This is a genomic window from Lysinibacillus sp. NPDC097214, from assembly GCF_050277945.1.
Lineage (GTDB): Bacteria > Bacillota > Bacilli > Bacillales_A > Planococcaceae > Lysinibacillus > Lysinibacillus xylanilyticus_B.
Genome location: NZ_JBNNSS010000021.1, coordinates 19,409 through 39,774 on the forward strand (window position 1 = coordinate 19,409; position 20,366 = coordinate 39,774).

General features: G+C 38.3%; 20 protein-coding genes and 8 tRNA genes. 26 read left to right on the top strand and 2 right to left on the bottom strand.

What is annotated here, in order from left to right; genetic code table 11:
• Positions 1 to 322: 322 nt before the first annotated feature.
• The 6 genes from ACQKMI_RS24590 to ACQKMI_RS24615 all read left to right on the top strand — a co-directional run bounded on the left by ACQKMI_RS24590 (position 323) and on the right by ACQKMI_RS24615 (position 7,707).
• The gene (locus ACQKMI_RS24590; protein ID WP_427493157.1) at positions 323 to 1,402 is read left to right on the top strand and encodes a D-alanine--D-alanine ligase; all 1,080 of its coding nucleotides are present in this window, start codon (positions 323 to 325) and stop codon (positions 1,400 to 1,402) included.
• Between the two features lie 11 nt (positions 1,403 to 1,413).
• Entirely contained in the window at positions 1,414 to 2,781 is a 1,368-nt protein-coding gene (locus ACQKMI_RS24595) for a UDP-N-acetylmuramoyl-tripeptide--D-alanyl-D-alanine ligase (protein ID WP_427493159.1), read from the top strand.
• A 116-nt stretch (positions 2,782 to 2,897) separates the two neighbouring features.
• On the top strand, positions 2,898 to 3,590 hold the full coding sequence (locus tag ACQKMI_RS24600; protein WP_427493161.1) for an alpha/beta hydrolase: 693 nt from the start codon (positions 2,898 to 2,900) through the stop codon (positions 3,588 to 3,590).
• A gap of 350 nt (positions 3,591 to 3,940) precedes the next feature.
• Positions 3,941 to 5,512, top strand: coding sequence for a DEAD/DEAH box helicase (locus tag ACQKMI_RS24605; protein ID WP_427493163.1), 1,572 nt, complete (start codon positions 3,941 to 3,943; stop codon positions 5,510 to 5,512).
• A 256-nt stretch (positions 5,513 to 5,768) separates the two neighbouring features.
• Entirely contained in the window at positions 5,769 to 6,248 is a 480-nt protein-coding gene (locus ACQKMI_RS24610) for a PH domain-containing protein (protein WP_427493165.1), read from the top strand.
• Positions 6,241 to 7,707, top strand: coding sequence for a PH domain-containing protein (locus tag ACQKMI_RS24615; protein ID WP_427493167.1), 1,467 nt, complete (start codon positions 6,241 to 6,243; stop codon positions 7,705 to 7,707). Before ACQKMI_RS24610 ends, ACQKMI_RS24615 begins: the two co-directional genes overlap by 8 nt.
• Positions 7,708 to 8,112: 405 nt before the next feature.
• Here ACQKMI_RS24615 and ACQKMI_RS24620 read toward each other — a convergent pair whose 3' ends face one another.
• Positions 8,113 to 8,733 (bottom strand): rhomboid family intramembrane serine protease, encoded by a 621-nt coding sequence (locus ACQKMI_RS24620; protein ID WP_427493169.1) that lies wholly within the window; start codon positions 8,731 to 8,733, stop codon positions 8,113 to 8,115.
• 64 nt (positions 8,734 to 8,797) lie between these two features.
• On the opposite strand from ACQKMI_RS24620, the gene acpS reads away from it, so the two are divergent.
• Entirely contained in the window at positions 8,798 to 9,151 is a 354-nt protein-coding gene (gene acpS / locus ACQKMI_RS24625) for a holo-ACP synthase (RefSeq protein WP_427416723.1), read from the top strand.
• A gap of 71 nt (positions 9,152 to 9,222) precedes the next feature.
• Here acpS and ACQKMI_RS24630 read toward each other — a convergent pair whose 3' ends face one another.
• A complete protein-coding gene (locus ACQKMI_RS24630) occupies positions 9,223 to 9,414 on the bottom strand; it encodes a hypothetical protein (RefSeq protein ID WP_427493171.1) in 192 nt (63 codons plus the stop codon).
• 61 nt (positions 9,415 to 9,475) lie between these two features.
• Here ACQKMI_RS24630 and ACQKMI_RS24635 point away from each other — a divergent pair, with 61 nt between their 5' ends.
• From ACQKMI_RS24635 to ACQKMI_RS24725, 19 genes are all read left to right on the top strand, one after another.
• On the top strand, positions 9,476 to 10,582 hold the full coding sequence (locus tag ACQKMI_RS24635; protein WP_427493173.1) for a LolA family protein: 1,107 nt from the start codon (positions 9,476 to 9,478) through the stop codon (positions 10,580 to 10,582).
• A gap of 222 nt (positions 10,583 to 10,804) precedes the next feature.
• On the top strand, positions 10,805 to 11,926 hold the full coding sequence (alr, locus tag ACQKMI_RS24640) for an alanine racemase (protein WP_427493175.1): 1,122 nt from the start codon (positions 10,805 to 10,807) through the stop codon (positions 11,924 to 11,926).
• Positions 11,927 to 12,226: 300 nt separating this feature from the next.
• Positions 12,227 to 12,514 (top strand): hypothetical protein, encoded by a 288-nt coding sequence (locus ACQKMI_RS24645; RefSeq protein WP_170939000.1) that lies wholly within the window; start codon positions 12,227 to 12,229, stop codon positions 12,512 to 12,514.
• Positions 12,515 to 12,518: 4 nt separating this feature from the next.
• Positions 12,519 to 12,869, top strand: coding sequence for a type II toxin-antitoxin system PemK/MazF family toxin (locus ACQKMI_RS24650; RefSeq protein WP_049663446.1), 351 nt, complete (start codon positions 12,519 to 12,521; stop codon positions 12,867 to 12,869).
• A gap of 407 nt (positions 12,870 to 13,276) precedes the next feature.
• Positions 13,277 to 13,678, top strand: coding sequence for an anti-sigma regulatory factor (locus ACQKMI_RS24655; protein WP_197141543.1), 402 nt, complete (start codon positions 13,277 to 13,279; stop codon positions 13,676 to 13,678).
• Between the two features lie 12 nt (positions 13,679 to 13,690).
• On the top strand, positions 13,691 to 14,686 hold the full coding sequence (locus tag ACQKMI_RS24660; RefSeq protein WP_427493178.1) for a PP2C family protein-serine/threonine phosphatase: 996 nt from the start codon (positions 13,691 to 13,693) through the stop codon (positions 14,684 to 14,686).
• 70 nt (positions 14,687 to 14,756) lie between these two features.
• A complete protein-coding gene (locus ACQKMI_RS24665) occupies positions 14,757 to 15,092 on the top strand; it encodes an anti-sigma factor antagonist (protein ID WP_427493180.1) in 336 nt (111 codons plus the stop codon).
• On the top strand, positions 15,089 to 15,559 hold the full coding sequence (rsbW, locus tag ACQKMI_RS24670; RefSeq protein WP_323651459.1) for an anti-sigma B factor RsbW: 471 nt from the start codon (positions 15,089 to 15,091) through the stop codon (positions 15,557 to 15,559). Before ACQKMI_RS24665 ends, rsbW begins: the two co-directional genes overlap by 4 nt.
• Complete coding sequence (gene sigB / locus ACQKMI_RS24675; RefSeq protein ID WP_427493182.1) at positions 15,537 to 16,322, top strand: RNA polymerase sigma factor SigB; 786 nt, start codon at positions 15,537 to 15,539, stop codon at positions 16,320 to 16,322. Before rsbW ends, sigB begins: the two co-directional genes overlap by 23 nt.
• A gap of 210 nt (positions 16,323 to 16,532) precedes the next feature.
• Positions 16,533 to 18,707, top strand: coding sequence for a Tex family protein (locus ACQKMI_RS24680; protein WP_427493188.1), 2,175 nt, complete (start codon positions 16,533 to 16,535; stop codon positions 18,705 to 18,707).
• Between the two features lie 165 nt (positions 18,708 to 18,872).
• Positions 18,873 to 19,334 (top strand): SprT family protein, encoded by a 462-nt coding sequence (locus ACQKMI_RS24685; RefSeq protein ID WP_427493184.1) that lies wholly within the window; start codon positions 18,873 to 18,875, stop codon positions 19,332 to 19,334.
• 91 nt (positions 19,335 to 19,425) lie between these two features.
• Positions 19,426 to 19,502, top strand: a tRNA-Asn gene (locus tag ACQKMI_RS24690).
• 1 nt (position 19,503) lies between these two features.
• Positions 19,504 to 19,575: transfer RNA gene (locus ACQKMI_RS24695), tRNA-Glu, on the top strand.
• 36 nt (positions 19,576 to 19,611) lie between these two features.
• Positions 19,612 to 19,687, top strand: a tRNA-Asp gene (locus ACQKMI_RS24700).
• Positions 19,688 to 19,692: 5 nt separating this feature from the next.
• Positions 19,693 to 19,767 (top strand) — tRNA-Gln (locus ACQKMI_RS24705).
• Positions 19,768 to 19,781: 14 nt separating this feature from the next.
• Positions 19,782 to 19,854 (top strand) — tRNA-Lys (locus ACQKMI_RS24710).
• A 66-nt stretch (positions 19,855 to 19,920) separates the two neighbouring features.
• Positions 19,921 to 20,006, top strand: a tRNA-Leu gene (locus ACQKMI_RS24715).
• Positions 20,007 to 20,032: 26 nt separating this feature from the next.
• Positions 20,033 to 20,109: transfer RNA gene (locus ACQKMI_RS24720), tRNA-Arg, on the top strand.
• 22 nt (positions 20,110 to 20,131) lie between these two features.
• Positions 20,132 to 20,205: transfer RNA gene (locus tag ACQKMI_RS24725), tRNA-Gly, on the top strand.
• The last annotated feature ends 161 nt before the right edge of the window (positions 20,206 to 20,366 follow it).

Here is a 20,366-nt window from a genome sequence, read left to right on the forward strand (position 1 = left end):
ACACCCGCTGAAAGAAGTCAATTATGCCAAGGCATAATTGATCTATTCATTTGTACGTAGAATGAATATACACTAAATCTCACCGTCAAAATTACGGTGAGATTTTTATCGTCATTCAGTAATTGTTTTGATGTTTTGTGTAACGAAAGCAAGTGTCAGTTACAAATGTTTTATGTAACGAAAGTAAAGCTTCAGCAACAAATGTTTTATGTAGCGAAAGCGAAGCGTCAGATACAATTACGCCAAGGCGAAATTGATGTCATTTATCAAGACGTTTCATGATAAACTAATAGTACTCAAGAAGTATGTGGAGGGCACAAAAATGAAAAAAAGAATCGGTTTATTATACGGTGGAAAGTCAGCAGAGCATGAGGTGTCATTATCGACAGCACGTGCAGTCACGGGAGCTTTGAATTTCGAGGAGTATGAAGTATATCCGATTTTCATTACCCTTGAAGGAGAATGGCGCCGCGGTGAGTGTCTAAAAAAACCTGCAAGTACAATTGAAGAATTACAATTTGGTGGTAATGCCACTATTTTAGAAAATAATATTACAGATTTTTTAATTGATAAAGATGGTAAATCTGTCCAATTTGATGCAATTTTCCCATTACTTCATGGTACTAATGGTGAAGATGGAACTGTTCAAGGTTTACTTGAAGTTCTAAATTTACCGTATGTAGGAAATGGTGTGTTAGCATCAGCAACTGGCATGGATAAAGTAATCATGAAGCAATTATTTGAAATTGCCGGCTTACCACAAGTTCCATATACGTATTTCATTCGTAGTGAATGGGCTAATGAACAGGAGGCTATCCTTGCTCGTTGCGAAGAAAAACTGGAGTGGCCGATGTTTGTGAAACCTGCAAACTTAGGATCAAGTGTTGGAATTAGCAAGGCAACAAATCGTGATGAATTAGTGAAGGCTATCGAAATAGCCTTACAGTATGATCGTAAAATCGTCATTGAGCAAGGTATTATCGCTCGTGAAATTGAACTAGCTGTGCTAGGAAATGACTTCCCGGAAGTTTCTGTACCTGGTGAAATTAAACCAGTCACTGAATTTTATGATTATGACTCTAAATATAAAGATGGCTCAACAGTCCTTATTATTCCAGTAGAGCTTCCTAAGGATACAGTATCTAATTTACAGGAGCTAGCAAAACGTGCGTTCAAAGCTATTGATGGAAGCGGTTTAGTTCGTGCGGACTTTTTTGTGACGGCCGATAACAGCATTTATATTAACGAAGTGAATACAATGCCAGGTTTTACACCTGTAAGTATGTATCCGCTTCTTTGGCAACATACAAATGTAAGCTACCCAGAGCTTATTGATCGTCTGATTACTCTAGCGATTGAGCGTTTTGAAGAAAAACAACAGCTTCACTATAAAAAAGACTGAGTGGGATTATTGTGAAAAAAACATTAAAGCAGTTAGCTACATGGTTAAATGAAGAAGTACCAGCTTTTGGCGACACGGTCGTATCAGGAATTTCCATTGATACAAGAACCATTCAACAAGGGGACTTATTTGTTCCATTTCGTGGTGAGAAGGCCAATGGTCATAAATTCGTTCTGCAGGCTATTGAAAAAGGAGCAGGTGCTTCTCTTTGGCAGAAAGATGAACCAAATCCACCTCAAGATGTACCATTACTCTTTGTAGATGATCCAGAAGTAGCGCTTCAGCAAATGGCACGTGCTTATCGCAGTGAGCATAAGGCGAAGTTTATTGGCATTACTGGTTCAAATGGCAAAACATCGACGAAAGATATTTTAGCAGGAACGCTAACACCATTTTTTAAAGTACAAAAGACAATTGGGAATTTTAATAATGAGCTAGGTTTACCTATTACGGTATTACAGCTAGATGAAGATACTGATGTTGCTGTACTTGAAATGGGTATGAGTGGGTTTGGTGAGATTGAGTTTTTAACGAAACTTGCACGTCCACATATGACAGTGATTACAAATATTGGTGAGGCTCATATGCAAGATTTAGGCTCACGTGCAGGAATCGCTAAAGCCAAATTTGAAATAATCCAGGGAATGCAACCAGATGGAGTGCTATTTTATGATGGAGATGAACCGCTGCTACAAGAACTAGTTGCGAAAGATCAGCAGTTAAATGCCGTGGCATTTGGCCTAGAGCATGGCAATCTATTGTTTGCAGACAATATTGAAGCAACTGCTGATGGTAGTGGCTTCTCTACGCATGGTGTGATTGAAGGAGATTTCTTTATTTCAGTTCTTGGGAAGCATCAAGTGAAAAATACATTAGTCGCAATGTTAATTTCACAACAGCTAGGTTTAAATGATGACCAAATTCGTGCATCCTTAAAACAAGTAGCTCTTACGGATATGCGCATGCAGCAAGTGAATGGATCAAATGGTGCATTGTTTATTAATGATGCATACAATGCTGCACCAACTTCTGTAAAGGCGGCTATTCAATTTGTCGCATCGACAACGATTCGCCCAGAAAAATGGCTTGTGTTAGGTGATATGCTTGAACTTGGATCAAATGAAAAGCGTTTCCATGAAGATTTATCGAAGGATATTCATGCAGATGATATCGCTTATGTATGTTTATTTGGCCCACGAATGGCTTATTTAAATGAAGTCTTAAAAGAGCGATTTGATGACGACCACTTGCTATATGTAGAGGATGATTATACGCCAATTATCGAAAAACTACAGCAGGCTAACGAGCAGTCTATCGTTTTACTAAAAGGCTCTCGTGGTATGAAATTAGAAACGATCTTACGTGCATTTACGAAGTGAACTTTAAACGGGCAATTAATGTGAGATAAAATGAAACAAGGAATCGGTGGGACATTCTCTCACCGATTCTTTCATGCATTGACGTAAAATTAGTTACACATTTAGAGGTGAAAGTAATGTCAGTAGGTGTGTTATGTATACATGGATTTTCAGGCGGACCTTATGAAGTAGAACCTTTTACTACCTATTTACGAACGCATACAAATTGGCTTATTGAAGAACCTACCTTATCAGGGCATGGAGAAGAATTACAAATGCGTGGTTTCACCGCTAAGCATTGGTTAATGGATGCCGAGCTTGCTTTTCGTGCTCTGGCCAAAAAAGTAGATGAAGTAATAGTAGTTGGGTTTTCAATGGGTGGCATTATAGCGCTCTATTTAGCCAAACGTTATAAAGTGAAAAAGCTCGTATTACTAAGCGCTGCTGCCAAATATGTGAGTCCGAAGCAACTGGTCAAAGATTTTAAAATGCTGGCCACTGAGGCATACCATCGTAATCTGTCTAATAATGAGCTGTTTTTACGATACCGGCATAAGTTTAATCATGTGCCATTATCCTCAACGATAGAATTTATGAAGCTTGTTCGAATGGTGGAGCCGTATTATAAAGATATTAAAATTCCGGTGTATATTGTACAAGGGAAATTAGACGGAATTGTGCCCTATCACACTGCTCGCTTTTTATATGACCAATTAACTTCTAACGAAAAAACCTTGTATTTTTCTGATACTGGTAAGCACCATATATGTTATGGCGAAGATTGCACTGAATGGTTCTCTTACGTTTTGTCATTTTTAAAGAGTGCGTAAAGTAGTCAGATTATTACGACTCATGCGTTATCGTTGCATACGTTTTAATCCCATGTTAGACTAGTGTAAGCAATGGATACATTTTGTGCGAAGACTCTTCATATTTGATTGAAGAGTACTTTTTTTTGAACACAACGGTTTTATTCTAAAGTGAATAATTACGACAGAATCAAACCGCTCGGTAAAGACCGGGCTTTCCTTTTCATATAAGAGAGCTCTATGTGACATCATATAGGGAAAAATTTTAAGTAACGGAAACGTTCCACAACACAGGCTCGAATTTGCCGACAACTTCATCTGAAAATGTAACCATTTGTCAACTTAAAAGCAAAAAAAGGAGATTGAGAAGTTTGACAAATTTTTCAGAATTAAATATTAGCGAATCTACATTACGCTCTGTAAAGCGTATGGGATTTGAAGAAGCAACACCAATCCAAGAAGGTACTATTCGTTTTGCCATTGAAGGCCGTGATGTATTAGGTCAAGCGCAAACAGGTACTGGTAAAACTGCCGCTTTCGGGATTCCACTTATCGAAAAAATCGATCCAAAAAATCCGAATATCCAAGCGTTGGTAATTGCGCCAACTCGTGAATTAGCGATTCAAGTTTCAGAAGAGCTATATAAAATTGGTTATGATAAACGTGTAAAATTGTTATCAGTATACGGTGGTCAAGAAATCGGCCGTCAAATCCGTGCACTGAAAAATAAACCTCAAATTATCGTTGGTACACCTGGTCGTATCATTGACCATATTAATCGTCGTACTTTAAAATTAGAAGATGTTCAAACATTGGTACTTGATGAAGCTGATGAAATGTTAAACATGGGCTTTATCGATGATATTAATTCGATCTTAGAAAACGTGCCTTCTGAACGTCAAACATTATTGTTCTCAGCAACAATGCCACCAGCAATCCGTAAAATTGCTGAGACATTTATGCGTGAACCAGAAATTGTAAAAATTAAAGCGAAGGAATTAACAGTTGATAACATCGATCAATACTTTGTGAAGGCTGCTGAGCGTGAAAAATTCGACGTTTTATCTCGTTTATTAAACGTTCACCAACCAGAACTTGCAATCATCTTTGGACGTACAAAACGCCGCGTGGATGAGCTTGCACAAGCGTTATCAATTCGTGGTTACCTTGCTGAAGGGATTCACGGTGATTTAAGCCAAGCGAAACGTATTTCTGTATTACGTCAATTTAAAGAAAATAAAATTGATATTCTTGTGGCAACAGATGTAGCTGCTCGTGGGCTTGATATTTCTGGTGTAACACATGTTTATAACTTCGATATTCCTCAAGATCCTGAGTCTTATGTTCACCGTATTGGTCGTACAGGCCGTGCAGGTAAATCAGGTCTTGCGGTAACGTTTGTAACGCCACGCGAAATGGGTTACTTACGTATCGTAGAAGAAACAACGAAAAAACGTATGACACCACTTCAGCCACCAACATCGGACGAAGCTTTAGTGGGTCAACAACGCCTATCTGTGGAGACACTAGAAGGTCTTATTGCGAACAACGATTTAGGTGATTATCGTACACTTGCGACAGAATTACTTGAAAATCATGATGCAATCGATGTTGTAGCTGCTGCACTTCGTTCAATAACAAAAGAGCCAGATGACTCGCCAGTAACAATTACTGAAGAACGACCATTACCAATGCGTCGTGAGCGTTCTAACAGTCGTGGTGGAGATCGTGGACGTGGCGGTAACCGTAGCTTTAACGGACGTCGAGAAGGCGGACGTGGCGGAGATCGTCGTGGAGGAAGCGGAGATCGTCGTGGAGGAAGCGGAGATCGTCGTGGAGGAAGCGGCGGAAGTGGCAATCGTCGAGATGGCGGACGCCGTGATGGCGGACGCCGTGAAGGTGGACAAGGTCGTTCACGTGCACCACGTCGTCACGAAGATTAATTTTATCTTCACCAAAATTATTAAACCTTACAGTCAAAGTGGCTGTAAGGTTTTTTTTAACTTCTTTCAGCGGGTGTCTAAGCACGCCACGTCCTGTGGCAATTTATCTGTGCGAAAGCGAAGCGACAGCAACAAGGTGTTTTCTGTGCGAAAGCGAAGCGACAGCAACAATTACGCCAAGGCAAAATTGATAAAATTTTGAAACAAAAAGATAATTAGTTACGTATACATAGATAAGGAAAGAGAGGGATCGATTTTGAGATCAGAACCAATTCATAAGATTTCAAGGAAAGGGTTAACAGTGTGGCGTTTATATGGTGTATTGCAAACGATATTTCTTTTGATTGTAGCGGCTTTAGTATGCTACGGCACTTATTATTTTGAATGGCCATCATTTATTTATTTCATTGCAGTTGTTGTAGTTATACTTAGTGCTATTTTATCTGCTTATCTATTTCCGAAAGTAAGATGGGAACGCTGGCGCTATGAGGTGCGTGAACATGAGATTGAAGTGCAACATGGTTTATTCGTTGTTAAACGTACACTTATTCCAATGGTGCGTGTACAACATGTTGATACGACGCAAGGACCGATATTAAAAAAATATGGTTTAGGTAATATTTCAATATCTACGGCGGCGACTGTACATACAATCCCTGCACTTGTAATGGACGAGGCTGATGGACTCCGTGCGCGTATTTCGGAATTAGCAAGGGTGGCGGAAGATGATGTCTAAGGAAATTAATCGCTTACACCCAGTATCGGCTGTTATTACAAGCGCAAAAGCGTTAAAAAGTATGATTTTCCCGTTAATTATTATTATAATAACTAATGGTTTTCACTTTTCGTTTAATTTCCATAGTGATAATTTTTGGCGAACAACTGTCTTATTCGGTATATGGGGAGTAGGGGCTTTACTTGCGCTTGTTAGTGGCATTGTTAAGTGGCGTACCTTTGTATATTGGTTTGAAGATGGAGAATTGCGTGTAACGTACGGTTTGTTCGTTAAAAAGAAACGTTATATCCCATTCGACCGTATTCAAAGCTTAAATTATAATGAAGGTATTTTTCATCGACTATTCGGCTTAGTAAAGGTTCAGGTTGAAACTGCGGGAAGTAAGGATAGAAAGCCTGAGGTAGAGTTAACGGCTATACGAAAGGCTGCAGCTGATGCAATAGAGCTGGAAATGCGTCGTACAAAGAACCAAGCCACTGAACAGATGAATGATGAACAGTCGTCAATAAAGGAAGTAGTAGCTCCGACGATTTATCATATGTCGATACGTGATTTACTTATATTAGCAATAACTTCGGGTGGAATTGGGGTTGTCCTATCAGGGCTAGCGGCAATTATCTCTCAGCTTTCAGATATAATCCCATATGAGGAAATTTTTTATGAGCTAGCGGACTTTGCGAAAATTGGCGCATTGTTAGTTGCGCTAACAGTGATATTCAGCCTAATTGTGGCGTGGTTTGTGTCATTTATTATTACACTGATCAATTATTATGAATATACTGTCCGAACTGAAGATGAAAAGCTTATTATTACAAAAGGGCTACTTGAGAAAAAACGAATTACTTTACCGTTAAATCGAATTCAGGCGATTCGTATTGTAGAGAATCCATTGCGTCAATTATTTGGCTTTGCAACGGTTGTTGTTGAGAGCGCTGGGGGAAATGGTGGAGAGGGAAATGATAAAAAAATTACGCTTTTTCCACTTATCCAGAAGCAGAATTGTTTGGAAACGTTAGAGCAGATCTTCCCCGATGTAAATTGGCGACCAGAATTTATCTATTCACCAAATCGAGCTCGCCCATTTTTTTACCGAATTGATTTCATTTGGCTCGTACCTATAATTGGCGCATGTAGTTATTTCTTTTATCCGTACGGGTTGCTTTCGTTATTGTTAATTCCGTTAACGATATTAATTGGTATTTGGCAACATAAAACAGCTGCTTATATGATAGATGGAAAGCAACTAACTATGCAATATCGTGTGTTCAGTCGTATTACATTAGTTATGGAGAAAAAACGCATTCAATCTATTGGGACTACTCAAACGTATTTCCAAAAAAGAAAGAATATTATGTCTGTAAAAGCAACGGTAATGTCAGGAATGACTGGTATGACAGGGAATGTGCCAAACTTAGAGCAGCGGGATGCTGAAACAATAGTATCTTGGTACGAACATTGAATGCGAGAATTTGGCTAGTCCTCACAATTAATGAGGGATTAGCCTTTTTTTATGAACCATTTTGATGATGATCCTTTTTTACCTATAAATATGCAAATATTCTGTTTATAATAAAAATAATCAAACATAAGGGGTAGTAATAGAAACGGTTGAGGATGCGGAGCAATTTGTAAGAGCTGCGATGCAACAATACGCGGATAATAATAGCCTACAAGTGGGGATCTATTAGGAGGGAAAGCTTAAGCGAGTGATTGGCCATCATCAAGTGAATTAGCTACATAAAAGGACAAACATTTGGTTATGATACGAATAAAATGAAAGAAATGATATAACTCTAGCATAAAAATAAGAGGAGCAATCCTCGATGAAAGCTTATCATCGGAGAATGGCTCCACTTTGTAACTATTACTTACCCGCCATCTTTTGCTTACGCCAGCTTAAAATTCTTTTTGGATGTAAGTAGATGAGTCCAAGAAGGAATCCTGCTACTAAACCGCCCAAGTGAGCATAGATATTCACATTTGACTGTAGAAAAGTCATAATAACACTAATCACAATGATGGGTAAAATAAGTTTTCGAAGCATCGGCATTGTACGGCGTGTATAGTAGACAAGTGCTCCGAAGGCACCAAATATTCCAAAAACAGCTCCACTTGCACCAAGACTTGCATAGCTACTATCATATAGTAGAAAGGTTGCCATGTCCCCTACAATACCGGACATTAAATAAATTGTAATAAAACGCGCCTTACCGGCAATTTTTTCAAGCTCAGGTCCGAATAAATACAGTGAAAACATATTAAAGAAAACGTGCAAAAAGTTAGCATGCAAAAACATTGCAGAAATAACACGCCACCATTCACCTGCTTGAATAAGGAAGTTCACTTGGACCCCATAATCCAATACACGTTCTCCTATTCCAGGTAAAATAGTTATTACATAAACAATTAAATTAACGGCTATTAATGTTGAAACAATCGGATAATACTTTGTATATTGCTTGAAATTTTCTGTTCTACTAAACATAACTCCACCTCAATTTACAATCATTATACATGGCTTTTTAGAAATAGGAAAAGGAGAAGTTCAAATGATTAAAGGAATTGGTCTCGATATTGTAGAAATTGACCGTATTACTAAAGCAATGGGGAGAACAAATAAATTTAAAGACCGCATTTTAACTGAAAGGGAAAGAGTGTTGTTTGATGCACATTCAGAAACTCGTAGGATAGAATTTTTGGCCGGACGATTTGCTGTAAAAGAAGCATTTTCGAAGGCATTAGGAACTGGTATTGGTGAAGAATGTAAGCTTCATGATGTTGAAGTTTTAAGAGGGGAAGCTGGTAATCCTGTTTTATATTTTAAAGGAGAGCTTGTAAATGGATTTGTTAGTATAACACATTCTAAGCAATACGCAGCAGCACAGGTCATATTATTGCAATAAAAAATGGTTCATCACCAAAAGTTGTGGGTGACTTTTGTCAAAATGTCTACTATATAAATAGTTGATTTTCGTTACGACTGGGCGACTCCTTGGGGATTAGCGTCACAGATGAGACCCTGCAGCGAAGCGAAGCGGCTCATCGGACGCCCCCAGGAAAGCGCCCAGTCGGAACGGAAATCAACCACATGTTTTGCTGATGTGCTATTAAATAGTAAATAAATTTCTGAGTGAAGAACAATATATTGCCCATGTTCAAATGACATAACTGACAAATACGGTTCATATATTGTCGTAGTGGATTTGAAAGAAGGAAAGGGTGAAAGCGTGGGCAACCGAATAGTTAAATGGCTCGTCTTACTTTGTACGATATTACTTCTATCGGCATGTGGTACAGACTCACAGGAAAAAGTGTTGAAGAAAGTTAATGGGAAATGGGCAGAGACCAATGGTTATGAGTTAAATGCTACGATGGAGATTAAATCTGGTGGGGATCCGAAAAAATATGATGTAACTGTTTGGCATACGAAACCTGATTTCTATCGAGTGGAAGTAGTAGAAAGTGGGAAAGATGTTTCACAAATGATAGTGCGAAATGCAGATGGCGTTTTTGTTGTTACACCTACATTAAACAAAATGTATAAATTCCAAAGTGATTGGCCAAAGAAAAATAGTCAAGCCTATTTAATAGGTGCACTAGCAGAAGATTTAGCTCAAGATAAAAATTTAGTCATGAAAGAAGAGGACAAAGCATATATATTTGAAGCGGCTACTAGAAATAGCTATAAAAATAGTATGCCTCATCAAGTTATAACAGTTGATAAGAAAACGATGCTTCCAACTTCCGTAGTAATTATGAATGATGTAAAAGAAGAGCAAATTCGTATCACATTTAAAAATATTAAATTAGGTGTTCAACACGCGGCTAAAGAGTATGCGGTTGAGCAATTTACAGAAAAAGATGAACCAAAAGGAGAAAAAGCTGCACCGACAGAAAAGGATAACAAGGAAGAAAAGGATAAAGGCGATAAAGAGAGCAATAATAATCCGAATGGAAATAAAGGGGAACAAGCAGTAAGTGCAGAAGCCGGAAATACAAAGTTCCAAACACATTACCCTGTTGTAAGTTTAGGAAATACGAAGATGGTGGATGAAAAAGTCATGCAAGAGGCTGGCATGGAACGTGTTATCTTAACATTCGACGGTGATAAACCATTTACGGTTATGCAACAACCAGTTACGAAAGAGACTGCTATGTTGCCGGTATCATCGCCTGGTGATCCGGTAGATTTAGGCTTTACTATTGGAGCTATTACAGATACTTCTATTAGCTGGGAGAAGGATGGAGTCGAATTCTTTGTAGCATCTAGTAAATTGACTCGTGAAGAAATGGTAGAAGTTGCCACTTCTATGACGATAGGTAGTATGAAATAATTTTTCTAGCTGCAGCTTTCTATATGGAAGGCTGTAGCTTATTAAGAAAAATAGTACAGTTTTGATGAAAATTAACACTGTTTAGAAAGTGTTAAGTCATATATGATAAAAGTTATGTAGAAAATTAGTCTAAAATAGAAAAACTTATGGTAAAACAGTAGAGCAAGTAGGCGTTTTAATCAATACATATTGTTTTAATAAAAATAAAAAGAGGGTATTCTAATGGAGATACAGCAGTATTTTAGACCGACCAAAGCAATTGTAGACTTACAAGCAATTCAACAAAACGTAATAAATTTGAAAAAGCTACTTCGACCTAATGTTCAAATTATAGCTGTCGTAAAGGCAAATGCGTACGGTCATGGAGATGTAGCCGTTGCAAAAGCAGCACTTGAGGCAGGGGCAACAATACTTGCTGTGGCAACGCCCGATGAAGCATTACATATTCGAGCGCACTTTGAAGAACCAGACATACTATTATTGGGTGCCTCTCCAGTTTCGTTTGTGCCATATGCTGCCCAGCAGCGCATAATCCTTACGGCGTTTGCAAGTGAATGGATACAGCAAGCGGCTCCGTTCATAGCTAATGAAGTAAATCCTTTACGACTACATATAAAAGTTGATAGTGGAATGGGCAGAATTGGCGTTCGTTCAGAACAAGAGTTATTGGCACTATATCAAACAATACAGAGTACAGTGAATGTGGAACTTGATGGGATATTCACACATTTTGCGACTGCGGATGAAGAAGATACATCTTACTTCGATAGACAGGTACAATTTTTTGAGAAATGTGTAACAGTATTGCCTGAAAAACCTAGACTTGTTCATGCATCAAATACGGCTACATCCTTAGTGAAAGATGCACATTTACAATTTGATGCCGTCAGATATGGTATATCAATGTATGGATTATCACCATCTTCTTATGTAGAAGGTATTTTACCATTTTCGTTACAGCCAGCGTTTTCGCTTGAGAGTGAGCTTGTTCATGTGAAACAGTTACAAGCAGGTGATTCAGTAGGCTATGGAGCTGCTTTTACGGCCCCTTCGGATATGTGGATTGGGACGATACCAATAGGCTATGCGGACGGAGTAATTCGTAAATTAGGCGGACAAGAAGTACTAATTGATGGACAAAGAATGCCGATTGTCGGACGAATTTGTATGGACCAATGTATGGTTGCCTTGCCAAAAGCATATGCTATAGGTGAGAAAGTAACACTCATTGGTCGTCAAGAACAGGATGTTATTTCAATGAATGAATGGGCAGCGAAGCTTGAAACCATTAATTATGAAGTACCATGCATTATTACAGCGAGGGTTCCTAGATTATACATTTGACTTTAAGCTAAAAGCGGACGCAATTATGCCGAGGTATAATTGATCTTAGGACAAATGAATACTATATAAGAGCAACTAAAAAAACTTGATGAATTAACTACGTACTAATCGGTGGGTTAAATTACCAAGTGGCTGAACTATTCATAATTTGTGACATTTTGCAAGATGAATGAATCGGCATTTACCTTCGACAACCTACATATTTTTACAACTTGGACTTTAAATTGTCAGATATTTTGTCATTTCGTGTCTTTTCAACGATATCTTTCAATGGTAGAATGGGTAGTAATGAAAAAGTGGATGGTTCCGTTGGAGGTGCTTGCTGTGTACGAGAAAAAGTTAAGAGAAGCTACAATTGCTGTTCAGGATAGACTATTTCTACAAACTAAGGAAGTAATTGAAAGTGAATCTTTTGCGCGTATTTTGTCGCGCAAAGTTTTAATGCAGGAGCAACCAAATCAAATACGGGAAGCTATGATGAAAGGATATGTTGAAATGTCTCATATAAATCTGAGTATCGCAAGTGAATGCTTGCACGCAGAATATGAAGCACAACATACAGTGGAGCGTCTCGTTAGCGGGGGATGACACTTTGAATGTAAAACGTGGTGACGTTTTTTTTGCAGATTTATCGCCGGTAGTTGGGTCCGAGCAAGGGGGCACTAGGCCGGTGCTGATTATTCAAAATGATATTGGAAATCGATTTAGTCCGACTGTCATCATCGCAGCTATTACTGCACAGATTCAGAAAGCAAAGTTACCGACGCACGTCGAAATTAATGCTGAAAAGTATGGTTTTGAACGTGACTCGGTTATTCTGCTCGAGCAAGTGCGGACGATTGATAAGTCAAGATTGACAGATCGTATCACACAACTTGACCATGCTTTGATGGAGAAAGTTGATGGTGCATTGATGATTAGTTTAGGGCTTGTTAAATTTTGATATACATATGTGTATAGCGGCATCGAGATGAATTTTCATCTCGATGCTTTTTTGTATTGTACCCTCAAATACTTAATACCATAAATTGAAATCGCTATTCAAAAATGGTATTAATAGATTTAAGGTATACTCAAAATCTAAACTTAGAATAGATTTTTGAAAAAGTATTAAAAGGTTTAAGAAAATTTACATAGAATTTTACCTTCATTCAGCAACAATTATTTTCTGTGCGAATGCGTAGCGGCAGCAACAAGGTTTGTCTGTGCGAAGGCTAAATACAAACGTAGCGACAGCAACCATTACCCTAAGGTAAAATCAATAATATAATTAAAATATTCAAAGTATTTAGTTAAGTGGGTCGGAAAAAGTGTAAGAGTATAACTCCGAAAGGAACTGGGGGGACAGCAGTGACAATTAAGTCTTCGGTTGAAATTATTACTGAATGGGATATAGTAGCAGCAAGACAACTGGGGCGTGACGAAGCAAAGGCACTTGGATTTGACACTGTTGATCAGGCTCGAATCACCACAGCAATAAGTGAACTAGCTAGAAATATATATTTATATGCAAGGATAGGTGTCATTGAAATTGAGAAATTTGAGTCAGACACAGAGAAGAAAATAATTGTTATTGCAACTGATCAAGGACCAGGAATAGAGGATGTTCGGAAAGTGATGGAGGATGGTTATTCCACTTCAGGAGGGCTCGGTGCAGGTTTACCAGGCGTTAATCGATTGATGGACAGTATGAATATTCAATCGGTTATTGGAGAAGGAACAACGATCAGAGCTGAAAAATGGCTGCGTTAGGATGTGGAGTTGTTGGACCGATTAGAATCTCAATATAAAACGATTTTGTCAGATTATATGGCTGATCAAACTGAAAAGAATTTGTATATTGCTCAAAATTTCACTCGTCAGTTAATCCAAAATAATATATCTCCAGAGGATGTTGTAAGTATTCATAAAAACGCAGTTGAAAAGCTATTTCCACGTAGAATGAGTGACGAACAGCTTGCATATGATTTTCTTATCGAAGTTATGGTGCATTATGGAATGGCTCATAGGGAGCACCAAAGCTTATTACAAAAACAAGCTGAGTATGAGATAGAAATGAAAATTGCCACAAGTATCCAAAATACATTACTTAAAACAGAGATACCACAACTTTCAAACATCGATATAGGAATGATATCTATTCCAATCCGGAAAATGAATGGGGATTATGTGCATTTTTTATATAATCGAGATGATTATTTGAGTGTAGCAGTGACAGATGTGGTAGGTAAAGGTGTTCCAGCTGCATTATGTATGTCTATGGTAAAATATGGCTTAGAGGCATTGGAATATGCATATAGAGATCCTTCATATGTATTAGAGGTCATTAATCGAGTAATTGAAAAGAGTGTAGATGACAGTATGTTTGTGTCTATGTTCTACGGTTGTTTGGATATGCGAAAAAGTATTTTTTCTTATGCTTCTGCAGGTCACGAGCCAGCTCTTCATTACAGTGCTAAACGTGAGAAATTTATCCCTTTGGAATCGACGGGGTTATTATTAGGGGTGTTGCCAGAAACGAACTATTCTTATAACGAAATTGCCTTGGAAGAAAACGATATCGTAATCATGATGACGGATGGTGTTACTGAATTCAGATTGCATGATGAATTGAATTCACGAGAGGTTATTACGACATTACTATTTGAAAATAAATACTTGTCAGCTCAACAATTATGTAATCTTCTTTATAAGCAAATTGAAAAAATACAGGATTTTAAACTATCAGATGATTTTACAATTGCAATTATAAAAAAATAAATATTTAGGTTTGACTTTTTGTAATTACGGGAATAGAAAACAGTCTAACAAATTGGTGGAGGTGTGCTGTATGGATATGGCGATACACTTTAAAGAACTTGATAATAAACTATACGGATTTGTAGAGGGTGAAATAGATACTTTTACTGCTCCAGGACTCAGGGAAGAATTAGAAGCAGTGAAAATTACTGAAGGATTAGAAATAGTACTTAATTTATCGAAAGTTAATTATATGGATAGTACAGGACTAGGTATTTTTGTAGCCTTTTATAAAAGAACGCTACGCGAAAATGGGAAAGTTAAATTGGTTGGTTTATCGAATAGATTACAAAGGTTGTTTGAAATTACTGGTTTAAGCGATTTAATGGATATTGAAACTGATAAAAAGGTGGAATTACGAAAATGAAGGAATTTGATTATATTGAGATAAGGGTTCCTGCAAAACCGCAATTTGTCAGTGTGATTCGATTGACGGTTTCTGGCTTAGCTAGTCGGATTGGATTTAATTACGATGATATTGAAGATTTGAAAATTGCTGCGAGTGAAGCGGTAACAAATGTTGTACATCATGCATATAAGGACGAAGAAGAAGGAGAAATCGTCATTGGTTGCGCTTTGTATGAAAATAAAATAGAAATGATGATCGCAGATTATGGTAATAGTTTCAATTTTGAGGAGATAAAATCGAAAATTGGGCCGTATCATCCGGAAGAGAGTATTGCTGGTCTTCGCGAAGGTGGTTTAGGGCTTTATTTAATGGAAACTTTGATGGATGAGGTGATGATAAATAACGATGGTGGCGTAACTGTTTTCATGACTAAGTATGTCGCTAGAGAGCAGGTGGAGGAAAATGTCGAAAGAATCACTACATAAATCTTCGTCTAAGGAAGATATACTAAAGTGGATTGCACTGTACCAATCAACGGAGGATGATGAAGCTCAAACAAATTTAGTGATTCATTATCGATATTTAGTGGAGTCCATCGCACGTAAATATTCAAATGGCAAATCTAGTCATGATGATATTACTCAAGTAGGTATGCTGGGGTTGCTAGGTGCAATAAGACGTTTTGATCCTGATGTTGGCCGAAGTTTTGAAGCATTCGCTGTTCCAACGATTGTTGGAGAAATTAAGCGTTTTTTACGTGATAAAACCTGGGATGTTCATGTGCCAAGACGGATAAAAGAATTAGGACCACGAATTAAAACAACAGTAGAAGCGTTGACAGTTGAGTTGCAACGTTCTCCATCTATTAAGGAAATTGCGGATCAATTAGAAGTAGAAGAGGAAGAAGTGTTAGAGTCTATGGAGATGAGCCGTAGTTACCATGCTCTTTCTATGGATCATTCAATAGAGTCAGATTCTGACGGTAGTACAGTAACTTTGTTTGATATTATGGGTAAAGTAGATGATGGCTATGAAATGGCCAATAAAAGAATGATCGTTTCTGAAGCAATGAGTATTTTAGATGAGAGAGAAAGACAAATCATTCAGCTTACATATTTAGAACAACTCACTCAAAAAGAAGTTGGGGAACGATTAGGGGTTTCTCAAATGCATGTATCTAGAATACAAAGGAAGGCAATAAAAAAATTACAAGAAGCTATCTTAGTAAGAGATGGTGTCTCGCTCTAAAATCTTTTAGCGAAAGGGGCTGTCCTAATATTGAAGGACTCCTGTTGTTGTCGCAGATATAAGCAATAGCATGAGCCAAGCAGGAAGTGTTAGCGAAAAAGCCTCTTTGTAATAAAAGAAATAGTTTACTCTTCCGTTAGAGTAGACTATTTTTTTGTATTTTTAGTAAAGTGTAATGGTAAAATGAAAAGAAAAAAAGGTAGTGATGATGTGGAACAAAAGCAAATGTTACAGCTCATTGCAAAGGATGTAGCTGTTAAGCCAGATCAAGCTGAGGCTGTTATTAAATTGTTAGAAGAAGGAAATACCGTGCCATTCATTGCACGTTATCGAAAAGAAGCTACTGGATCCCTTGATGAGGTACAGATTAAAGGTGTAGAGGATCGTTATCATTACATACAGCAGCTTGAGCAACGCAAGGAAGAGGTTATACGATTAATTCAGGAACAAGATAAACTAACACCTGAATTAGAGCAAGCGATTCAAGCAGCAACTGTTTTGCAACGTGTAGAGGATTTATATCGACCTTATAAGCAAAAACGCAGAACAAAGGCGACAATAGCGAAAGAAAAAGGGCTAGAACCTCTTGCAGATCTTCTATTAGAGTATCGTAATGATGCTTTAGAGAAATTAGCTATGGCCTTCGTAGATAAGGAGAAAGTTGCTGATGTAGAGGATGCATTAGCTGGGGCGCGAGATATTTTGGCGGAGCGCTTTGCTGATGACGCGGCAATACGTGAAAAAATTCGTACGTATTCTTGGAAAGATGGAGTACTCGTTACAAGTGTGAAGAATGCGGAGTCAGACGAAAAAAACGTTTTTGAAATGTATTACGAATATGAAGAACCAGTAAATCGTATTGTCCCTCACCGTATTTTAGCTGTAAATCGTGGTGAGAAAGAAGAAATCTTAAAAGTGGCGATTCAAGTATCGATAGATCGAGTTTTGATGATTATGTGGAAGGAATGGATTCCGGCTACAGGTTCCTCTCCAGCAATTGCTGAAGTAAAGCTAGCGATAGAGGATTCGTACAAGCGTCTAATTCAGCCTTCTATAGAACGAGAGTTACGAAATGAACTTACGGAAAAAGCAGAGATGCAAGCTATTCACATTTTCTCTGAGAATTTACGTAATCTTTTATTACAGCCTCCAATGAAAGGGAAGTATGTATTGGGGGTTGATCCAGCGTACCGTACAGGCTGTAAGTTAGCTGTTGTAGATGAAACTGGGAAAATGCTAGAGGTTACAGCCATTTATCCACATCCGCCAAAACCAGATGTAGCAAAATCAAAAGCAGTTGTGAAAGCGATTTTAGCAAAATACCCAATTACTATAATTGCTATTGGTAATGGTACTGCCTCACGCGAAACAGAACAATTTATAGCTGATGTATTGAATGAGCTTGAAACGGATACCGCTTATGTTATCGTCAATGAAGCAGGAGCTTCTGTTTATTCAGCGTCTGAAATTGCACGTACAGAGTTTCCGAATTTACAGGTAGAACAGCGTAGTGCCGTTTCTATTGCACGTCGTTTGCAGGATCCGCTGTCGGAGTTAGTAAAAATTGAGCCAAAAGCAGTTGGGGTAGGTCAATATCAGCATGATGTCTCTCAAAAGAAATTGACTGAGTCCTTAACATTTATAGTAGAGACGGCTGTAAACCAAGTTGGTGTTGATGTTAATACAGCCTCAGCTTCTCTACTACAATACGTTTCTGGATTATCTAAAACAGTTGCGGAGAATATCGTGAAGATGCGAGAGGAAAATGGACAATTTACTACACGTGCTCAACTAAAGAAAATTCCACGACTTGGTGCCAAAACGTATGAACAAGCAATAGGTTTCTTACGTGTGCCTGGAGCCAAAAATGCATTCGATGCTACGGGCATTCACCCTGAAAGCTATAGTGTAGCAGAGCAGATTTTAGAGGTTGCACAAATTGATAAAAAAGAGCTAGGGACGGAAGAGGCAGAGGAAGCCATTGCAAAACTAGATCAAGAAAAATTAAGTGGCATTTTAGATGTTGGGGTTGTCACAATACAGGATATTGTGGATACATTAATGAAACCAAGTCGCGATCCACGTGATGCATTCCCTCAGCCTTTACTGAAAACAGATGTTTTGAAAATGGAAGATTTACAAGTTGGGATGGAATTGCAAGGTACAGTGAGAAATGTAGTTGATTTCGGAGCGTTTGTAGACATTGGAGTGAAGCAGGACGGACTTGTTCATATTTCTAAATTACAAAAAAGACGTATTAAACATCCATTAGAGGTTGTTGCACTCGGTGATATTGTGACGGTTTGGGTAGAACAAATAGATGTCAATAAAGGGCGCATATCATTAACAATGCTGCCTCCTAAAGATCAAACTATCGAAGCGTAATTAAACTTTCACCAATCGGGCTATTACGGGTAGTTAATCGCCCGCCTAACTTCTAGCCTTTACTAATTTGTACTTATAAATTACTGCCTGTTAAAGCGGGATAAATTTTACCACACTGTCTATACTATGCAGTGTGGTATTCTTGTTGTTAGAGGTGATATAGATATGAACAATGAGGAACTTCAACATCTTGTTATTCGAATATCATTAGAAAGTTTCCAGAAGCCGTTTATGCATCGAGCATATTTTAATTCAAGGTTACGTTCAACAGGTGGACGTTATCTTTTACAATCGCACAATATTGAAGTTAACCCAAAAGCCTATGAATTGTATGGTATTAGTGAAGTAGAAGGGATAGTTCGACATGAATTATGTCATTATCATTTACATTTGGAAGGCAAAGGGTATCAGCATCGAGACAAAGATTTTCGAGAGCTATTAGGAAGAGTGAATGCGCCTCGTTTTTGTGCAGTATTACAAATCCCTAAGACATCTCCAAAAAAACAACGTCGACTGTATACATATACATGTGTAAAATGCCAACAATTATATGTAAGAAAAATTAGAATGAATGTGAAGAAATACTGCTGTAGCAAGTGTTTAGGACGTTTAAAACTAATAGAATGAAAAAAATAATAAAAAAGGGTTGACGTTTACTGTAGATGTCCCTATAATAGTAAAAGTCGACAAGATAACGACGACAAAACATGTGAATTATTCCGAAGTAGCTCAGTTGGTAGTAGCACCTGACTGTTAATCAGGTTGTCGCAGGTTCGAGTCCTGCCTTCGGAGCCATGGCCCCTTGGTCAAGTGGTTAAGACACCGCCCTTTCACGGCGGTAACACGGGTTCGAATCCCGTAGGGGTCATTTCATTATTTTAATTTATGGAAATATAGTAACATTGGTCCCGTGGTGTAGCGGTTAACATGCCTGCCTGTCACGCAGGAGATCGCCGGTTCGATCCCGGTCGGGACCGCCACTTATTGGGGTATAGCCAAGCGGTAAGGCAACGGATTTTGATTCCGTCATGCCCTGGTTCGAATCCAGGTACCCCAGCCATTATTTATTGTTTTGAGCCATTAGCTCAGTTGGTAGAGCATCTGACTTTTAATCAGAGGGTCGAAGGTTCGAGTCCTTCATGGCTCATTTTTTTAAGGAAAAAGATTGACTTTTTGGATTGTCGTAGTACAATAAGAAAGTTCCCAATCGAATGCGGTCGTGGCGGAATGGCAGACGCGCTAGGTTGAGGGCCTAGTGGGGGTAACCCCGTGGAGGTTCAAATCCTCTCGGCCGCACCAAGTCAATTTATGAATATATACAATATGCGCCCGTAGCTCAATTGGATAGAGCGTCTGACTACGGATCAGAAGGTTGTGGGTTCGACTCCTGCCGGGCGCGCCATTTTAATAAACATTATAATATTGCGGGTGTAGTTTAATGGTAAAACCTCAGCCTTCCAAGCTGATGTCGTGAGTTCGATTCTCATCACCCGCTCCAAAAAAACTTGTTGACATTCATACTTCTGTATAGTATGATATAGAAGTTGTCGCTTAGGAGCGACGTCATGAACCTTGAAAACTGAACAAGCAAAACGTAATCAATAAAGTTTTTAGTAGCTAACCTTGAGTTGGTGAACGAAACAAAATTTTGGACATCAA

Bases quoted from the DNA above. Each gene is read 5' to 3' on its own strand.
- ACQKMI_RS24590 (WP_427493157.1), top strand. From the start codon at position 323: ATGAAAAAAAGAATCGGTTTATTATACGGTGGAAAGTCAGCAGAGCAT.
- ACQKMI_RS24600 (WP_427493161.1), top strand. From the start codon at position 2,898: ATGTCAGTAGGTGTGTTATGTATACATGGATTTTCAGGCGGACCTTAT.
- ACQKMI_RS24615 (WP_427493167.1), top strand. From the start codon at position 6,241: ATGTCTAAGGAAATTAATCGCTTACACCCAGTATCGGCTGTTATTACA.
- ACQKMI_RS24620 (WP_427493169.1), bottom strand. From the start codon at position 8,733: ATGTTTAGTAGAACAGAAAATTTCAAGCAATATACAAAGTATTATCCG.
- acpS (WP_427416723.1), top strand. From the start codon at position 8,798: ATGATTAAAGGAATTGGTCTCGATATTGTAGAAATTGACCGTATTACT.
- ACQKMI_RS24630 (WP_427493171.1), bottom strand. From the start codon at position 9,414: ATGTCATTTGAACATGGGCAATATATTGTTCTTCACTCAGAAATTTAT.
- alr (WP_427493175.1), top strand. From the start codon at position 10,805: ATGGAGATACAGCAGTATTTTAGACCGACCAAAGCAATTGTAGACTTA.
- ACQKMI_RS24645 (WP_170939000.1), top strand. From the start codon at position 12,227: ATGGTTCCGTTGGAGGTGCTTGCTGTGTACGAGAAAAAGTTAAGAGAA.
- ACQKMI_RS24665 (WP_427493180.1), top strand. From the start codon at position 14,757: ATGGATATGGCGATACACTTTAAAGAACTTGATAATAAACTATACGGA.
- rsbW (WP_323651459.1), top strand. From the start codon at position 15,089: ATGAAGGAATTTGATTATATTGAGATAAGGGTTCCTGCAAAACCGCAA.
- sigB (WP_427493182.1), top strand. From the start codon at position 15,537: ATGTCGAAAGAATCACTACATAAATCTTCGTCTAAGGAAGATATACTA.
- ACQKMI_RS24685 (WP_427493184.1), top strand. From the start codon at position 18,873: ATGAACAATGAGGAACTTCAACATCTTGTTATTCGAATATCATTAGAA.